Origin of the sequence: Cyanobacterium sp. Dongsha4 (genome assembly GCF_036345015.1) — a bacterium.
Lineage (GTDB): Bacteria > Cyanobacteriota > Cyanobacteriia > Cyanobacteriales > Cyanobacteriaceae > PCC-10605.
This window is the reverse complement of the sequence record NZ_CP084098.1, coordinates 1,873,214-1,888,706: the sequence shown is the minus strand read 5'-3', so window position 1 is coordinate 1,888,706 and position 15,493 is coordinate 1,873,214. Positions and strand designations below refer to the sequence as shown.

14 protein-coding genes are annotated in these 15,493 nt (G+C 35.9%); 9 read left to right on the top strand and 5 right to left on the bottom strand.

Translation table 11 applies throughout. From position 1 onward, the window contains the following. Window positions 1-2: 2 nt before the first annotated feature. The 5 genes from gap (at window position 3) to Dongsha4_RS08110 (ending at window position 8,157) form a co-directional block, all read left to right on the top strand. The gene (gap, locus tag Dongsha4_RS08130) at window positions 3-1,019 is read left to right on the top strand and encodes a type I glyceraldehyde-3-phosphate dehydrogenase (RefSeq protein WP_330205174.1); all 1,017 of its coding nucleotides are present in this window, start codon (window positions 3-5) and stop codon (window positions 1,017-1,019) included. A gap of 322 nt (window positions 1,020-1,341) precedes the next feature. Beyond that, entirely contained in the window at window positions 1,342-4,578 is a 3,237-nt protein-coding gene (locus Dongsha4_RS08125; protein ID WP_330205173.1) for an efflux RND transporter permease subunit, read from the top strand. Window positions 4,579-4,733: 155 nt separating this feature from the next. Beyond that, a complete protein-coding gene (gene ubiE / locus Dongsha4_RS08120; RefSeq protein WP_330205172.1) occupies window positions 4,734-5,432 on the top strand; it encodes a bifunctional demethylmenaquinone methyltransferase/2-methoxy-6-polyprenyl-1,4-benzoquinol methylase UbiE in 699 nt (232 codons plus the stop codon). A gap of 300 nt (window positions 5,433-5,732) precedes the next feature. Further along, a complete protein-coding gene (locus Dongsha4_RS08115) occupies window positions 5,733-6,662 on the top strand; it encodes a UDP-glucuronic acid decarboxylase family protein (RefSeq protein WP_330205171.1) in 930 nt (309 codons plus the stop codon). A 112-nt stretch (window positions 6,663-6,774) separates the two neighbouring features. Next, a complete protein-coding gene (locus Dongsha4_RS08110) occupies window positions 6,775-8,157 on the top strand; it encodes a UDP-glucose/GDP-mannose dehydrogenase family protein (protein WP_330205170.1) in 1,383 nt (460 codons plus the stop codon). Between the two features lie 143 nt (window positions 8,158-8,300). Here Dongsha4_RS08110 and Dongsha4_RS08105 read toward each other — a convergent pair whose 3' ends face one another. Both Dongsha4_RS08105 and hisG read right to left on the bottom strand, forming a co-directional pair. Beyond that, a complete protein-coding gene (locus tag Dongsha4_RS08105; protein ID WP_330205169.1) occupies window positions 8,301-10,094 on the bottom strand; it encodes an ABC transporter ATP-binding protein in 1,794 nt (597 codons plus the stop codon). 57 nt (window positions 10,095-10,151) lie between these two features. Next, window positions 10,152-10,781, bottom strand: a complete 630-nt coding sequence (hisG, locus tag Dongsha4_RS08100; protein WP_330205168.1) for an ATP phosphoribosyltransferase — start codon at window positions 10,779-10,781, stop codon at window positions 10,152-10,154. 57 nt (window positions 10,782-10,838) lie between these two features. Between hisG and Dongsha4_RS08095 the strand changes: the two genes are divergently transcribed. Then, the gene (locus Dongsha4_RS08095) at window positions 10,839-11,552 is read left to right on the top strand and encodes a response regulator transcription factor (RefSeq protein WP_330205407.1); all 714 of its coding nucleotides are present in this window, start codon (window positions 10,839-10,841) and stop codon (window positions 11,550-11,552) included. A 44-nt stretch (window positions 11,553-11,596) separates the two neighbouring features. After that, window positions 11,597-12,190 carry a DUF3782 domain-containing protein gene (locus Dongsha4_RS08090; RefSeq protein WP_330205167.1) on the top strand — a complete coding sequence of 198 codons (594 nt, stop codon included), beginning with the start codon at window positions 11,597-11,599 and terminating at the stop codon, window positions 12,188-12,190. Between the two features lie 478 nt (window positions 12,191-12,668). Here Dongsha4_RS08090 and Dongsha4_RS08085 read toward each other — a convergent pair whose 3' ends face one another. After that, on the bottom strand, window positions 12,669-13,019 hold the full coding sequence (locus Dongsha4_RS08085; protein WP_330205166.1) for a DUF1830 domain-containing protein: 351 nt from the start codon (window positions 13,017-13,019) through the stop codon (window positions 12,669-12,671). 447 nt (window positions 13,020-13,466) lie between these two features. Then, window positions 13,467-14,309: a diaminopimelate epimerase gene (gene dapF, locus Dongsha4_RS08080; RefSeq protein ID WP_330205165.1), complete on the bottom strand. Its 843-nt coding sequence runs from the start codon at window positions 14,307-14,309 to the stop codon at window positions 13,467-13,469. A gap of 40 nt (window positions 14,310-14,349) precedes the next feature. Here dapF and Dongsha4_RS08075 point away from each other — a divergent pair, with 40 nt between their 5' ends. Beyond that, window positions 14,350-14,559, top strand: coding sequence for an Hfq-related RNA-binding protein (locus Dongsha4_RS08075; RefSeq protein WP_330205164.1), 210 nt, complete (start codon window positions 14,350-14,352; stop codon window positions 14,557-14,559). 196 nt (window positions 14,560-14,755) lie between these two features. On the opposite strand, the gene Dongsha4_RS08070 is transcribed toward Dongsha4_RS08075, so the two are convergent. After that, window positions 14,756-14,956 carry a hypothetical protein gene (locus tag Dongsha4_RS08070; protein ID WP_330205163.1) on the bottom strand — a complete coding sequence of 67 codons (201 nt, stop codon included), beginning with the start codon at window positions 14,954-14,956 and terminating at the stop codon, window positions 14,756-14,758. Between the two features lie 271 nt (window positions 14,957-15,227). Between Dongsha4_RS08070 and Dongsha4_RS08065 the strand changes: the two genes are divergently transcribed. Next, entirely contained in the window at window positions 15,228-15,464 is a 237-nt protein-coding gene (locus Dongsha4_RS08065) for a hypothetical protein (protein ID WP_330205162.1), read from the top strand. The last annotated feature ends 29 nt before the right edge of the window (window positions 15,465-15,493 follow it).

Sequence of the window (15,493 nt, the reverse complement as noted above, 5' to 3'; positions counted from 1 at the left end):
CTATGTCAAAAGTTAAAGTAGCCATTAACGGATTTGGACGCATTGGAAGATTAGTTTTTCGAGCAGGATTAGCTAATCCCAATATTGAATTTGTTGGTATAAATGATCTTGTACCGCCTAAAAATATTGCCTATTTACTTAAATATGATTCTACTCATGGGCGTTTTCAGGGAAAAGTAGAAACCACAGAAGAAGGTATTTTAGTTGATGATAAGCTAATTCCTTGTTACTCCATACGCAATCCTGAAGAATTACCTTGGAAAGATAATCAAGCAGAATATATTGTTGAATCAACAGGTTTATTCACTGATTATGAAGGAGCAAAAAAACACCTAATTGCGGGGGCAAAAAAAGTAGTTATTTCCGCTCCAACAAAAACCCCAGAACAAATACCGACTCTTTTAGTAGGAGTTAATCATCATAATTATGATCCCACAAAAGATGATATTGTTTCTAATGCCAGTTGTACAACTAACTGTTTAGCACCCATTGCTAAAGTTATAGACGATAGTTTTGGTTTAGCAGAAGGATTAATGACTACAGTTCACGCTATGACTGCTACTCAACCGACTGTAGATGGCATGAGTAAAAAAGACTTACGGGGAGGGCGCAGTGCGGCACAAAATATCATTCCTGCTTCTACGGGGGCGGCCAAAGCAGTAGCTTTAGTGTTACCCCAACTGAAAGGGAAACTTACAGGAATGGCTTTTCGTGTTCCAACTCCTAATGTATCTGTGGTAGATTTAACTTTTAGGACGGAAAAACCTACCAGTTATGAGGAAATTTGTCTGAGGATGAAAGAGGCTTCTGAGGGCGAATTAAAAGGAGTTTTAGGTTATACCGATGAGCCTGTTGCTTCTTCTGATTTCATCTCTGATGCCCATTCAAGTATTTTTGATGCTGGTGCTGGAATTGAATTAAATTCTCACTTTTTTAAAGTAGTTTCTTGGTATGATAACGAGTGGGGTTATTCTAACCGAATGATTGATCTCATTTTATCTATGGCTGGAAAAGAATAATAAACTAAATTATTAGGAATTAGGAATTAAAAATCATACTAGCAAAGGTTATAAGTTTATGCTACAAAAAACCTATTACCTGTTGCCTACCTTTACCCAGAGATAAAGTGATTACCTTCCAGAGTGTAATTTTATAGGCTACTATGAATGACTTTACTTTAGGCAAATAAAAGGGAGAAACTAAGTATTAACTATCAATTTTCAGAAATTTATTTACCTCTGTCCTAATCTATCAAAATGCTTTTTCCGCAAACTTTAATGAGTATGTGCTACCTTAGTTTTGAAATTGCAAAATCTACACTCTCGCAGATATATTATTCCCATGGATTCATCCAATAAATCTTCTTTTAGCATTAGTGCTATATCTATCCGCCGTCACATTGCTACAATTATGCTTACTCTTGCGGTAATGGTGGTTGGTATATTTTTTATCACTACTATTCAAGTGGATTTGTTACCCTCTATTACTTATCCTCGTATTGGTGTGAGGGTTGAAACAGAAGGAATAGCCCCAGAAATAGCAGTAGAGGAGATTACAAGACCCTTAGAAGAAACTTTTTCGGCAGTGGAGGGAGTGGAATTAGTCTCTTCTCAAACCAGAGAAAATCGAGTTAGTATTAATCTATTTTTTAGAGTTGGGGGAAATGTTGACCAAGCCTTAAACGATACAACGGCGGCATTAAATAGGGCAACAAACCGACTTCCTGAAAATATTGACACTCCTAGGGTTTTCAAATATGAGCCTTCCCAATTGCCTATTTACGAGTTTGCCTTGACTTCTGATACTAGAGATATTTTACCTTTGAGAGTATTTGCTGAGGAAGAATTAGCCAGAGAGTTAACCGTTGTGCCGGGGGTGGCTAGTGTGGATGTGTCTGGGGGAGTAAATGAAGAAATTGGAGTACGGCTAGATCTCGATCGCCTTCAAGCATTAGGAATTGGTTTACAAGATGTTTTAGATGAAATTGAAGAAGCGAATCAGGATATAACAGGAGGGCGTTTAATTGGGGAAGAAAATGAACCTTTAACCAGAGTTATCGGTAAATTTAAAAGTGTAGAGGATTTTGAAAATATTTCTTTTGCTGTACCTAATTCCAACAATAGAGTTTATTTAACGGAATTTGCAGATATTATTGATGGAGCGCAAGAGCAACGCATTTTTGTCTCTTTAAATGGTACACCTGCTGTTAAAATTAGTGTTCAAAAGCAACCCGAAGCAAATACCATCGAAGTGGTAGAAGATGTCAAAGCCAAAATAGAAGAATTACGCAATGGCAATGTTATCCCAGAAGATATAGTTATTTTACCCACCCTTGACGAGTCTATTTTCATCCGCAATTCCATCAATAATGTTATTACCTCTGGTTTAATTGGTACTGCGTTAGCTGCGATCGCAGTTTTATTATTTTTAGGTTCATTGCGTCAAACATTGATTATCGTCATCTCCATACCCCTAGCCACTTTGGCGGCAGTAATCATGATGAAAGTGTTTGGTTTAACCCTGAATATTTTTAGTTTAGGAGGATTAGCTTTAGGGGTTGGTATCGTGGTGGATAACTCCATTGTAATGTTAGAAACCATTATCGAAGGAACAGAAAAACTAATCCATGACCCCATAGTAGAAGAAAAAGGAATTTATCGCCGTCAAATTCTCAATCAATCTGTTAAAAGTGCTTCTGAAGTAGAATCAGCTCTAGTTGCTTCCACTAGCACAAACCTTGTGGCAGTTTTACCCTTTTTAATGATTGGTGGCTTTATTTCTCTTTTATTTAACGAATTAGTCTTAACCATCAGTTTTGCCGTTGCCGCTTCCATCGTTGTTGCTTTAACCGTTGTGCCTATGCTTACATCTAGGTTGTTAGCAATTCAGTTTTCCAGTCAAATAAGGCGTTTTTTCGTAATTTCTTGGTTTAATAAGGCTTTTAGTGCGGCTAATAATGGTTATACCGCAACATTAAGTTTTTTGCTCAAAATTCGTTGGCTAATCGTCTTGAGTATCTTTTTGAGTTTTGGTCTAACATCATGGTCATTAGCACAACAACTCCCCCAAGAAATCTTACCGAGTATTAACACAGGCCAAGTAAACCTATTTGCTCAATTTCCCCCCGGTACGACTTTACCCACCAACAGAAAAGTTATGGGGTTAGTAGATGAAATCATCCTTGAACAGCCAGAAACCGAATACGTTTTCACAACCTCTGGAGGATTTTTATTTTCTAGTTCTACCAGTGAAAATGTCTTGAGAGGTTCTAGCAATATTACCCTCAAACCCAATACTAATATTGATAAATATATCAGCAATCTCAATCAGAAACTACAAGAATTAAATTTAGTTGATATTCGTCTGCGAGTCTCTGCAGGGAGTGTCAGAGGACTAATTTTAAATAACTCTCCTGTAAGAGCAGATATTGATGTTGTTTTACAAGGAAATGACCAACAAATTCTTGAAGAAGCAGGAAGAAAAGTAATCGAAATTCTTGATCAACAAGCAAAATTAAGTAATTTTCGCCCCGATGCAGACCCAACCCAACCAGAAATTGTGATTGAGCCTGATTTAATTCGTTTAGCTAACTATAACTTAAATATAAGCGATATTGCTGACTCTTTACAAACTACTGTTAGCGGTTTAGTGGTTTCTCAACTACAAAAAGATAATCGATTAATAGATATTCGAGTCAGACTTAATCCCAAATTAGTTCAAAATGCTGATAGTTTACTCGAAGTGCCTTTATTCACCGAAGATAATAGTTTAATTCGTTTAGGAGATGTAGCCACTATTCGCAAAGGAGAAGCCCCTTCGGAAATTCAACGTATCAACCAAAGACAAGTTTATATCATTCAAGGAAGTTTAGCCGAAAATGCGAGTTTAGGACCTGCATTAACAGAGGTGAAAAAGATTGTTAATGAAATTGAATTACCCCAAGGAGTAAGGATTTTACCAAGTATTGCCGCCGCTAGTAATGACCAACTACAATCCACTTTACCCATTTTAGGAGGACTAGCCGCTTTCTTGGTTTTTGTGGTTATGGCTGTGCAGTATAATTCTTTAGTTGACCCTTTAGTTATTATGTTTACCCTTCCCTTAGCCTTATCTGGTGGGATTATTGGCTTATATGTGACTCAAACTCCCATTGGGGCAACGGTAATAGTTGGAGCAGTATTATTAGTTGGTATCGTGGTGAATAACGCTATTGTGATGGTGGAATTAGCTAATCAAATTTATCAAAGTCAGTTGGAAAATCCAGATATTAAAATTCCCAGTAGATATACAGCAATGCTTCAAGCGGCATCTCAAAGACTACGTCCGATTTTGATGACAACCATTACGACGGTTTTAGGAATGTTTCCTCTGGCTTTAGGGGCTGGAGAAGGAGGAGAATTTTTACAACCTTTAGGTATTGTCGTTTTTTCAGGCTTATCTTTAGCAACTTTACTAACTTTATTTTTAATTCCCTGTCTTTATCTTTTACTCCATCAACCTTTTAGTTTTTCCACTAATCCGGTTATTTATAAAGAGGATGTCATTCCCTCTCCCACTTCTAAAAAAGCCTTGAGTTGAAAATGTGATAACCTCAGTTGGGCTTAAAAATGTCGAATAAGGTCAGGTGTCAGGTTTGACGGTTTTAATTAATTACTAATTACTAATTCCTAATTGCCTTACTCAAGTTATTGTAAACTTGATCAGAAAACCAATAGACTTTTTGACTGGTGTAAATGAAATCGACTCCGCAACCTCAAGAAATTCAAGAAATGTTTAACCGCATTGCCCCTGTTTATGATTCACTCAATGATTGGCTGAGTCTGGGATTACACCGAATTTGGAAGTTGATGGCGGTAAAATGGACTAATCCTCAACCTCAAAGTGTTGCTTTAGATTTATGTTGTGGTAGTGGTGATTTAACTTTTTTGTTGCGTCAACAGATAAGTAAAGGAAGAGTTATTGGAGTTGATTTTTCCTCTGAGTTACTCGATATTGCTCAGGTTAAGTCGGAAAATAAGGGATATGAGAATATAGAATGGGTTAAAGCAGATGTGTTGAGCTTACCTTTTCAAGATAATACTTTTGACTGCGTCACAATGGGATATGGTTTAAGAAATGTTAAAGATATTCCTTCTTGTTTGAGAGAAATCAATCGGGTATTAAAACCCAATGGAAGAGCGGCGATTCTTGACTTTCATCAACCCTCCAATTATTTTGTTGCGAATATACAAAAATGGTATTTAGATAATATTGTGGTGACTATGGCGGATTGGTTGGGCAAGAAAGAAGATTATGCCTATATTTATCCCAGTTTACAACGTTTCCTCAGAGGCGATCGCCAAATTGAATTGGCACGGCAAATAGGTTTTTCTCAATCAGTTCATTATCCACTATTAGGAGAAATGATGGGAGTTTTGGTGTTAACTAAGTGAGTAAAAATAAAGATTCATTTAATTGATAATCTATCATTTTTAGCAATTATTGGAAATTACCATAAGTAAGTAATCAAAATTAATTCGATATTGAGGCTATGAAAAGGGATTAAGGAATAGATATTCTTGCAGTGAAGGTTTGAGAGAATTTTTATGAGTTTTAAAATCCACAATCTATTTTTTTAGGTATTTAACTCTTCCTATAGCATTTTTCTTAAATGATTGAAAATATTTGCTCAAAGTGACTGATACAAGTTAATTTATAAGTAATTTTTGATCAAAAACTGCAATAACTACATTATGAGAATTTTAGTCACTGGTGGTGCTGGATTTGTGGGATCTCATTTGATTGATCGCCTCATGGAACAAAGAAATGAAGTATTATGTCTCGATAACTTCTACACTGGAACGAAAGCCAATATTCAAAAATGGTTTAATAATCCTTACTTTGAGTTAATTCGTCATGATATTACCGAACCAATACGGCTAGAAGTAGATCAGATATATCACTTAGCTTGTCCAGCATCTCCCATCCATTATCAATTCAATCCTGTAAAAACAACAAAAGTTAATGTAATGGGGACTTTAAATATGCTTGGATTAGCCAAAAGAGTGAAGGCTAGATTTTTGTTGGCCTCCACTTCCGAAGTATATGGAGATCCCGATGTACATCCTCAACCTGAAGAATATCGTGGCAACGTTAACTGTATAGGGCTTCGTAGTTGCTATGACGAAGGAAAAAGGGTTGCTGAAACTCTTGCCTTTGACTACTATCGTGAACACAAACTAGAAATTAGGGTGGCTCGAATTTTCAACACTTACGGTCCAAGAATGTTAGAAAATGATGGTAGAGTAGTGAGTAATTTTATTGCTCAAGCCTTAAGGGGTATTCCTTTAACGGTATATGGCGATGGTTCACAAACTCGCAGTTTTTGCTATGTTTCCGACTTGGTAGAAGGTTTAATGCGATTAATGAACAATGATTATGTAGGACCCGTTAATTTGGGAAATCCGGGGGAATACACTATTTTAGAATTGGCGAAAACTATTCAAGAAATGGTGAATCCTGAAGCAGAATTGGTTTACAAACCACTGCCCGAAGATGATCCTAAACAGAGACAACCTGATATAACTAAAGCAAAGCAATATCTTAATTGGCAACCGACTATTCCTCTTAAAGATGGTTTAAAAATGACTATTGAGGATTTTCGTCAAAGAATTTGTCATTAATCGAAAGTGTTGCTATTAGTTTAGTTACGAGGTTTAAGCCTCTTGTAATGAGTAATAAAAAGACTTGTTGCTAAAAATGTTTATTTTCTTAAAATTTTGAGGAGTTCAATCAATGCGTGTTTGTGTAATTGGAACTGGTTATGTTGGTTTAGTTACAGGAGTATGTTTAGCTCATATTGGTCATGATGTTATCTGTGTTGATAACAATGAGGAGAAGGTTAAGTTAATGAAACAAGGGCAATCTCCTATTTATGAACCGGGTTTATCTGAGTTGATGCTATCCTGCATGAAGCATGAAAGACTCCACTTTACCACCGATCTAGGAGCAGGTGTTAATCATGGAGAGATTTTATTTATCGCAGTGGGAACTCCTGCTCTACCGACAGGGGAAAGCGATACCCGTTATGTTGAAGCCGTAGCTAGAGGTATCGGTAATCATCTGAATGGTGGTTATAAAGTGATTGTTAACAAATCCACTGTTCCAATTGGTTCTGGGGATTGGGTTCGCATGATTGTTTTAGAAGGTTTTAAAGAAAAACATACTGCTACTGTGGGGGAAGGTTTTACTATGACAGAAAATAGTATGCCAGAGTTTGATGTGGTAAGTAATCCTGAATTTTTACGAGAGGGGACAGCCGTATATGATACATTTAATCCCGATCGCATCGTTTTGGGTAGCAGTAATGAAAAAGCGATCGCACTTATGAAAGAATTATATCAACCTTTGGTCGATCGCACCTTTAGTGACCATGCAGATTTACCCCCTGTACCTGTCGTTGTCACAGATTTGAGTTCTGCGGAAATGATTAAATATGCCGCTAATGCTTTCTTAGCCACTAAAATTAGTTTTATTAATGAAGTAGCAAATATATGCGATCGTGTTGGTGCTGATGTTACCCAAGTAGCAAAAGGTATAGGTTTAGATTCTCGTATTGGTCCTAAATTCCTACAAGCTGGTATTGGTTGGGGAGGCTCATGTTTTCCCAAAGATGTATCCGCATTAATTCACACTGCCCATGACTACGGATACGAAACAGAATTACTTAATGCCGCAGTAAACGTCAACAAACGCCAAAAGAGTATCGTTATCGAAAAACTCCAACAAGAATTAAAAATTCTCAAAGGGAAAGTCATTGGTTTATTAGGTTTAACTTTCAAGCCCGATACTGATGATATGCGAGATGCTCCAGCATTGAATATTATTCAAGAATTAAATCGCTTAGGGGCAAAAGTTAAAGCCTATGATCCTATTGTCTCTCAAACAGGTTTAAGTCATGGACTTTCTGGGGTAGTAATCGAAAGTAGTACTGAGATGTTGGCTGATGGTTGTGATGCTTTGGTATTAGTTACCGACTGGCAAGAATTTTTGAAATTAGATTTAGAAAAAATCAGCAAACTGATGAAAAATCACTTAATTATTGATGGACGTAACTTTCTCGATAAAACAGCTATTGAAAAAACTGGCTTCCGTTATGTCGGGATTGGTAAATCTTAAAAGTTTAATCCCAATTAGTAATTGAGAGAGGGCAACAGGGAATGGGTAACTGGCAATAGCGTTTAGTAACCTCTCCCTAAAACCCTAAGCTCTTATTTATTCCTTTCCTCAATCCCCAAACTCCTAAACCTCACATTTTTGCTTTATTCACTGCCGAGCATTTGTAATTTATACAATCCTGCATAAATACCATTGTGTGCTAAAAGTTGATCATGGCTACCAGATTCAATTAATTCACCCTGTTTCAATACGAGGATTTTATCCACGTTACGGATAGTTGATAAACGGTGAGCAATAATAATAGCCGTTTTACCCACTAATAATTTTTCCAATGCCTCTTGAGTATCTGCTTCTGTAGCAACGTCAAGGCTGGAGGTGGCTTCATCTAAAACAAGAATGTTGGGGTTACGAATAGCAACTCTAGCAAAGGCAAGAAGTTGTTTTTGTCCACCAGAAAGGTTCGCTCCTCTTTCTCTTAAGATGGTATCATAGCCATCAGGTAGTTGACGAATGAAGCGATCGACGTTGGTTACTTTTGCCGCCTCTTCAATTTCTGTGAGAGAGTATTCTTCACCGAGGGTTATATTTCTTCTCACATCCCCTGCAAAGATAAAACTTTCTTGCAAAATCACCCCAATATGACGGCGTAATTCCGCTTGGGTGATGTCACGAATGTCTATACCATCTACTAAAATTCCCCCTTGATTTGGCTCATATAAACGGCATAGAAGACGAATTATAGAGCTTTTACCCGCCCCAGTCGGTCCCACAATAGCAATTTTTTCCCCCGGATTAATGGTAAAGTTGAGGTTTTTCAGGACATATTCATCAGGTTTGTAACCAAAACTCACGTTTTCAAATCTAATTTCCCCCACTTTTCCTTGATCTGCATTTTCATCAAAGCTAATATTATCATGGCGATCTTGAATTTCCACAGGAATATTCATCAATTCGCTAATTCTCTCTATAGCGGTGAATCCAGACTGAAACATCGTAAATTTATCCGCAAATTGACGCAGAGGATCAAATAATCGTTGAGCGTAGAGAATAAAAGCCGATAAAATCCCAAAAGTTAAGCTATCCTGAAGAATAAAAATTCCCCCGATCCATAACACGGCTGCGATCGCAACTAAGGAAATCCATTCTAAGGTTGCCGATACTGCTGAATCATGGAAAATTGTTTTATCAATAGCTATACGATAGCGATCGTTGACCGTGCGAAACAGTTCACTATTATACTTTTCTCTTTGAAATAATTGAACAACATTAATTCCCGTGACATTTTCTTGCAACATGGAGTTAAGAACAGATAATTCTTCCCTTGCAGTGTAATTCGCTTTGCGATACTGTTTTTGAAAGTAAATAATTAAGCCAGTGACAGGAATCAAGAGGAAAACTAATAATGAGGCTAATTGCCACTGTAAAGTAAAGATAGTGATGATAATCGCCAAAATATAGACCACATCGCTCAAAATTCCGATCGCACCTGTAGCGAATACATCTCCCAAAGCCTCCACATCGTTAGTAATACGAGTAACTAATTTACCCACAGGAGTTTTATGGAAAAAATTAGAGGATAAAGAAGTAACATGATCAAACAAATCTTGACGAATAAAAGCAGTAATTTCCTGCCCGACTTTTTGGACTAAAAAACCCTGCCACGCTTGAAAAAGAGTGCGAATAATAATTGTGGAAAGTAAAATAATTGCTAATAAATTTAAACCACTAGAAATCGCATTAGGGTCTAAAAAAGACCATGTAGGCTCTTTTCTTAATAGGGAAATAGCTTGTCCCACAATTAAAGGTTGAATTGCACCGGCTAAAGCAAGGGGAATTAATAATATTAAAGATAATAATAAAATAGATGAATTTCGTTTTGCATAGGGGACAATTTTTAAAATTAATCCCCAGTCATTTTCTTTAGTTTTTGAAAACATATTTTCAGCAATGAGTAGTGAGTGAAAGGCAAAAGCATTTCTTTATTTTACCAATTCTTAATTTCTAATGATTTTCCCCACCCATTCACTAAGTTGATAACTATTGAGACGATAAGTGAGAGGATTTGCCACTAAATAAGCACTACTTTCAAATAAAACATCTATTTCAATTAGACCATTTTCCCTTAAGGTTTTGCCCGTAGAAACCAAATCCACGATCGCTTCTGACATACCTGTAATCGGACCTAATTCTACTGAACCATAAAGAGGGACAATTTCCACAGGTAAATCTAAAGCCCGAAAATGCTCCTTGGCACAATTAACAAACTTAGAAGCAACAATTCCATGAGCAGGTAAATCACTGGAACTGCGATAAGGACTAGCAGAAGGAACAGCCACAGACATACGACAATAACCAAACCCTAAATCAGCAATCTGTGCTACATCAGCTTGTTTTTCCTTTAAGACATCATAACCAACAATACCTAAGTGAGCTTGACCATATTCCACATAAACAGGTACATCTTGAGCCCTTACCAATAAAGCCTTTGCTAAACCTTGAGGATCTTCTATTTGTAATTGACGGTTACTTTCTTCCAAAAATAAGCTAAAATCTAATCCCGCTTGTTGACAAAGTTTAATACTATCTTTTAAAAGAGCCCCTTTCGGCAATGCAATGGTTAACATAAGTGGTTAGTAGTTTGACAATTAATTATTAAATATCAGTTAAAAGCAGTCATGTCAATGAAGATTTTGTTAGTAGAAGATGAAATCGAGTTAGCCATAACTTTACAAAGGATTTTAAAACAGGAAGGTTATCATGTAAAAATATCCCATGATGGGGAAGAAGGTTTAAATTTAGCCCTAAAGCAAAACTATGATTTACTAATTCTTGATTGGATGTTACCTCATAAAAGTGGCTTAGAAATTTGTCAGCAAATACGCCATCAACCTTTTTTGATTAAAACTCCTGTACTATTTTTGACAGCAAAAGATACTTTAGATGATCGTGTTTTGGGATTAGATGCAGGAGCAGATGATTATTTAGTAAAGCCCTTTGAATTAAGGGAATTATTGGCTAGGGTGAGGGCTTTATTGAGGAGAGTTAGTACAATTGCTGATAGTCAAGAAGAGCAAAATAAACAGGAAACAAGAATAAAAGTAGCCGATTTAGAAATAGAAGTTGAAAATCAAATTGCCTATCGTAACGGTAGAATGATTAAGTTGTCGGAAAAAGAGGTTAAATTACTACAATTTTTCAGCCAAAACCTTCATCAGTTAGTTACTCAAGAAGAAATCTATAACTATCTTTGGACAATAGAAGAAGCCCCCAGTAGTAATGTTGTGGCGGCAATGGTGAGACTTTTACGAAAAAAAATTGAGTCTAATCAAGAGCCTCCCTTAATTCATACCATTTACGGTAAGGGCTATTGGTTTGGTTTGGAAAAAGAAAGTTAATATATAATTATCTATGTAAGCAATTGACTGAAAAATAAGTAATTATGACAACTACTGCGGATGAAGTCTGGAAAATTTTAGCCGAATTAGCAGAGTCACAAAAAGAAAGTGATCATCGTTTACAAGAAATAGAGCGTATTCTCAAAGAAAAATCCTTAGAAACCGATCGTCGCATGAGAGAAACCGATCGCCAAATTACAAGATTAAGCAAAGAAATCGGTAATCTAGGGGGAAAATGGGGGCGTTTTGTGGAAAATATGGTTGCTCCTGCCTGTGAAACATTGTTTGTCAGTCGTGGTATTCCTGTTCATCAAGTTAGTCAACGGGTGAAAAAAAAGCTCCATGGCAGGGTTTTAGAAATAGATATTTTAGTGACTAATCAAGATCATGTTTTAGTAGTAGAGGTCAAAAGTAGCTTAGGGGTTGAGAATGTCAAAGAATTGATGGATGATTTACAAGAATTTAGAGAGTTTTTCCCTGAATATAGTCAAAAAAGAGTATATGGTGCAGTGGCAGGAATTGAAATCGAGGAAGGAGCGGATAAATATGCTTATCGTCAAGGTTTATTTGTTTTAACCCAGTCTGGAGAAAATGTAGTTATTGTCAATGGCGATGATTTTCAGCTAAAAACTTGGTAATAAGCTATTTTGTGTCTAAGTCTGCAGGTTGAAGTAGGCAAGAGGTGAAAAGTCAGCGTTTTAGTTATTTTCAAGAACTAAGAAAAAGTGCAAGTTAAATGCGTCTTAGCTTACTATCAGTTGTTTAGTAAGAGCATTTTACAAAGTGATAAATATTATCCAACTTGTAAAACCTATAGATTTAGAAGAGAAGTCACGTCACAATTATTGATTGAATAGAGTTGATTATCAAACTAAGAAAGGGGCAATAAATTTTTCATTATGCCCCCTCTATTTCGTTGTTACATGATCCCAAATTCTGTTTTTCATTAATAGACTTTCCCGAAAATAAAAGGTTAAATCAAATTTAATAGATAAAACATCATTTTTATTTTTTATTCGGTTAGAGATTATTTCCTAAATTCGGTTATTGTCTAATTTATTTAGGGTTTTTTATATAATTAAGTTATTGTTAATAATGAGTTTTAATTAAATTATTTCAAGTTAAAACAACCTCTAATTTTTGCAATTCATCTTCCTTTCGTTTATTATACAAACTACTATCTTCATCTTCATTTTTCTCTTCCATTTTTTCTTCACTAATACATAGGCGTTTGCAAGGAATTGTATCTGACAAAATTGCACTAGCCATCATTCCCGAATGAATTTCTAAAAGAGCTTCTGGTAATGTTTCAAACATCAATCTTTGTCCGGGGAATACTACTCTCTCAAAATACCAATTTTCGATATTTGTAATTCTTGCTACTTGAATTTGGCTAGTTGCATTGACGTAACAACAAAGAATACTATCATTTTCATTGTTGGGAATTGCGTCTAGTATTTGAGCCATAATAACCATTAATTTTTTTATTTTCTTTTATCTTGACACTATCTAAACTAACATTCCTTGATCCCAATTAGTTGTAAAGATGATTACTAATTTCATTTAATTTTCTTATTTGTCTTTTTTTCATGATATTTTCGGCAAATTATTAAAAAATTATTAAAATTGTGTTAGTTAAATCAAAAATAATGACATGGAATTGAGTTTAGTAATTATTTCCTCGATTTCACGCTGTTTTGTTTATATTTTCTTCAATTCTCTTTGAGGGTAGGAGGCAAACCCCCCTTTATCTCCCCTAAATAGGGAGGAGGGCAAAGGTAAATAGTTGATAATTAATAACTCCGAACTCGTCTCCCCTCATTTCCTAATACCTTAACACCTCAAACCTGAAACTTTTTTCTGAACCTCCAACTTAAATTGAGATAGTTTTTTGACACTTACTTAATGATTAGGTCAAGCAATTTGTCCTGAAAATACTTTGGTTGCAGGGCCAGTCATGTAAACATGGTTATCTTTTTCTGACCACTCTATTTCAAGACATCCTCCGGGTAATTCTACGGTAGAAATGCGATCGCATCTCTCATTTAAAACACCCGCCACCACAGTAGCACAAGCACCCGTACCACAAGCAAGGGTAATTCCCGCACCTCTTTCCCAAACTTTCATTTTGAGATAATTATGACTAATGACTTGGATAAATTCTGTATTGGTTTTTTGGGGAAACACGGGATGAGTTTCAAATTTTGACCCAATTTCATTGAGATTGATTTGCTCAATATTTTCGACAAAAACTAAACAATGAGGATTACCCATACTCACACAACTAACATGATAAGTGCGATCGCCTACTGTTAATGATTCATTGACTACTTTTTCCCCTGTTTTGCCGAGGGTAGTAGGAATTTTCTCCGCTTCCAATTGAGGTTCACCCATATCCACCTTAACTTGTCCATTACCCATAATGGTGGGGCAGATTAAACCTGCGAGGGTATGAATACGATAGGTTTTGCCGATTTCTTCTTTTCCTTCTAATTCAGTGATAAACTGAGCAAAGCAACGAATGCCATTACCACACATTTCTGGTTCTGAGCCATCCGAGTTAAAAATTCTCATGGTATAGTCAGTATCTCCTTCTCCTGCTAAAACAAAAATTACTCCATCCGCTCCAATGCCAAAATGGCGATCGCACATTTTTACCGCTTCTTCCTGAGAAACGAGGGGTTGAGACTGGTGACGATTATCTATCAAAATAAAATCATTGCCGAGTCCATGATATTTGCTAAACTTCAGTGTCATAGTCTAAATATTCCCAATTTTTAGTTAACAATAATTAATTATGACCGCATTTGATACAGGATTTCCTAGCGTTCGTCAAATTCAATCTTTCATCAAAAACAAAACCCCTGTCGAGATTGGCTTAATGACCAATAAAACTCTGGAAGGGGTGCTAAAATGGCAAGACCAAAATTGTCTTTCTTTAGTAACTACCAGCCAAGAAAAAATCCTTGTTTGGATTCAGGCGATCGCATATATCAGATATAGGTAATTTATGCTACGCACAATGAAATATCGATTATTTTAGGAAGGTATCGGGTGTCAGGTGTCGGAATTATACTATTCAAAAATAAAAAACCGATTAGTTAGACCACTATATCTTCTCTTAAGTTTATCTATTATTGCCACACTGTCAAATTACAATAACTTTTACTTTAATTGTTTTTATTAAACCTAAAACCTACTATTTAACTTAAAGAAGCATGGGAGCGATCATAACTAACACGAAAACTAGAATTAGGTTTTCCCTGAACAGGATTCCAATATTCCGAACCATTAATCTCCATACCAATTTCTGATGCAGTGCGTCCTAACATTGACTGTTGACGATTTTTGATGAATTTATGATGACGCATCATTAAACTACGGGCTTGACTTTCTGCACTCATTTTCTTCTCTCCTTTACTTTCTTAACTCTATTTAAGCATATTTCTGTATAAAATTTTACAAAATAAGCAACTTTTTACAAAAATTTACCTGAGAATTTTTATGGGGTTTTGTGAATTGGCAAAATCAAGATTTCCATATTATGTAAAGTGAAATGTTAAGAAAAACAGTATTTATCACCCTTTTTGTTTTTGAATGGGTTAAACTTCTGAACATCCTAAAAACTGAAAAAGTATTTACAATTGTTAATAAAAGTCGAAGGGGGGTAAAAATATGATTTCTTGTTTGACTTGTGACTCCAATCAGCTAGATTATCCTTGTAGCGAAAAAGTGTCCGCCGAAATAGTTGCAGAAGCAATCGCATCTTTGGTGGAAAAAACCCATTATGAAGGAAAATCTTTAGAAGACCTAATCAAAGAAGTATTGGCAGAAGATCAAATATTAGATCAAGTACAAAGACGATGGTTGAGTAAAATAGTAACTCAGGCATGGAAAAGTTTAGCCGATTAAAGGTAGATACTTTTTCACCGTTATTGAGT

What these genes read in the sequence shown, in the direction of transcription:
- Dongsha4_RS08075 (WP_330205164.1), top strand. Translation starts at nt 14,350, where the DNA reads ATGACCGCATTTGATACAGGATTTCCTAGCGTTCGTCAAATTCAATCT.
- ubiE (WP_330205172.1), top strand. Translation starts at nt 4,734, where the DNA reads ATGAAATCGACTCCGCAACCTCAAGAAATTCAAGAAATGTTTAACCGC.
- Dongsha4_RS08125 (WP_330205173.1), top strand. Translation starts at nt 1,342, where the DNA reads ATGGATTCATCCAATAAATCTTCTTTTAGCATTAGTGCTATATCTATC.
- gap (WP_330205174.1), top strand. Translation starts at nt 3, where the DNA reads ATGTCAAAAGTTAAAGTAGCCATTAACGGATTTGGACGCATTGGAAGA.
- Dongsha4_RS08070 (WP_330205163.1), bottom strand. Translation starts at nt 14,956, where the DNA reads ATGAGTGCAGAAAGTCAAGCCCGTAGTTTAATGATGCGTCATCATAAA.
- dapF (WP_330205165.1), bottom strand. Translation starts at nt 14,309, where the DNA reads ATGACACTGAAGTTTAGCAAATATCATGGACTCGGCAATGATTTTATT.
- hisG (WP_330205168.1), bottom strand. Translation starts at nt 10,781, where the DNA reads ATGTTAACCATTGCATTGCCGAAAGGGGCTCTTTTAAAAGATAGTATT.
- Dongsha4_RS08065 (WP_330205162.1), top strand. Translation starts at nt 15,228, where the DNA reads ATGATTTCTTGTTTGACTTGTGACTCCAATCAGCTAGATTATCCTTGT.
- Dongsha4_RS08105 (WP_330205169.1), bottom strand. Translation starts at nt 10,094, where the DNA reads ATGTTTTCAAAAACTAAAGAAAATGACTGGGGATTAATTTTAAAAATT.
- Dongsha4_RS08085 (WP_330205166.1), bottom strand. Translation starts at nt 13,019, where the DNA reads ATGGCTCAAATACTAGACGCAATTCCCAACAATGAAAATGATAGTATT.
- Dongsha4_RS08115 (WP_330205171.1), top strand. Translation starts at nt 5,733, where the DNA reads ATGAGAATTTTAGTCACTGGTGGTGCTGGATTTGTGGGATCTCATTTG.
- Dongsha4_RS08110 (WP_330205170.1), top strand. Translation starts at nt 6,775, where the DNA reads ATGCGTGTTTGTGTAATTGGAACTGGTTATGTTGGTTTAGTTACAGGA.
- Dongsha4_RS08095 (WP_330205407.1), top strand. Translation starts at nt 10,839, where the DNA reads ATGAAGATTTTGTTAGTAGAAGATGAAATCGAGTTAGCCATAACTTTA.
- Dongsha4_RS08090 (WP_330205167.1), top strand. Translation starts at nt 11,597, where the DNA reads ATGACAACTACTGCGGATGAAGTCTGGAAAATTTTAGCCGAATTAGCA.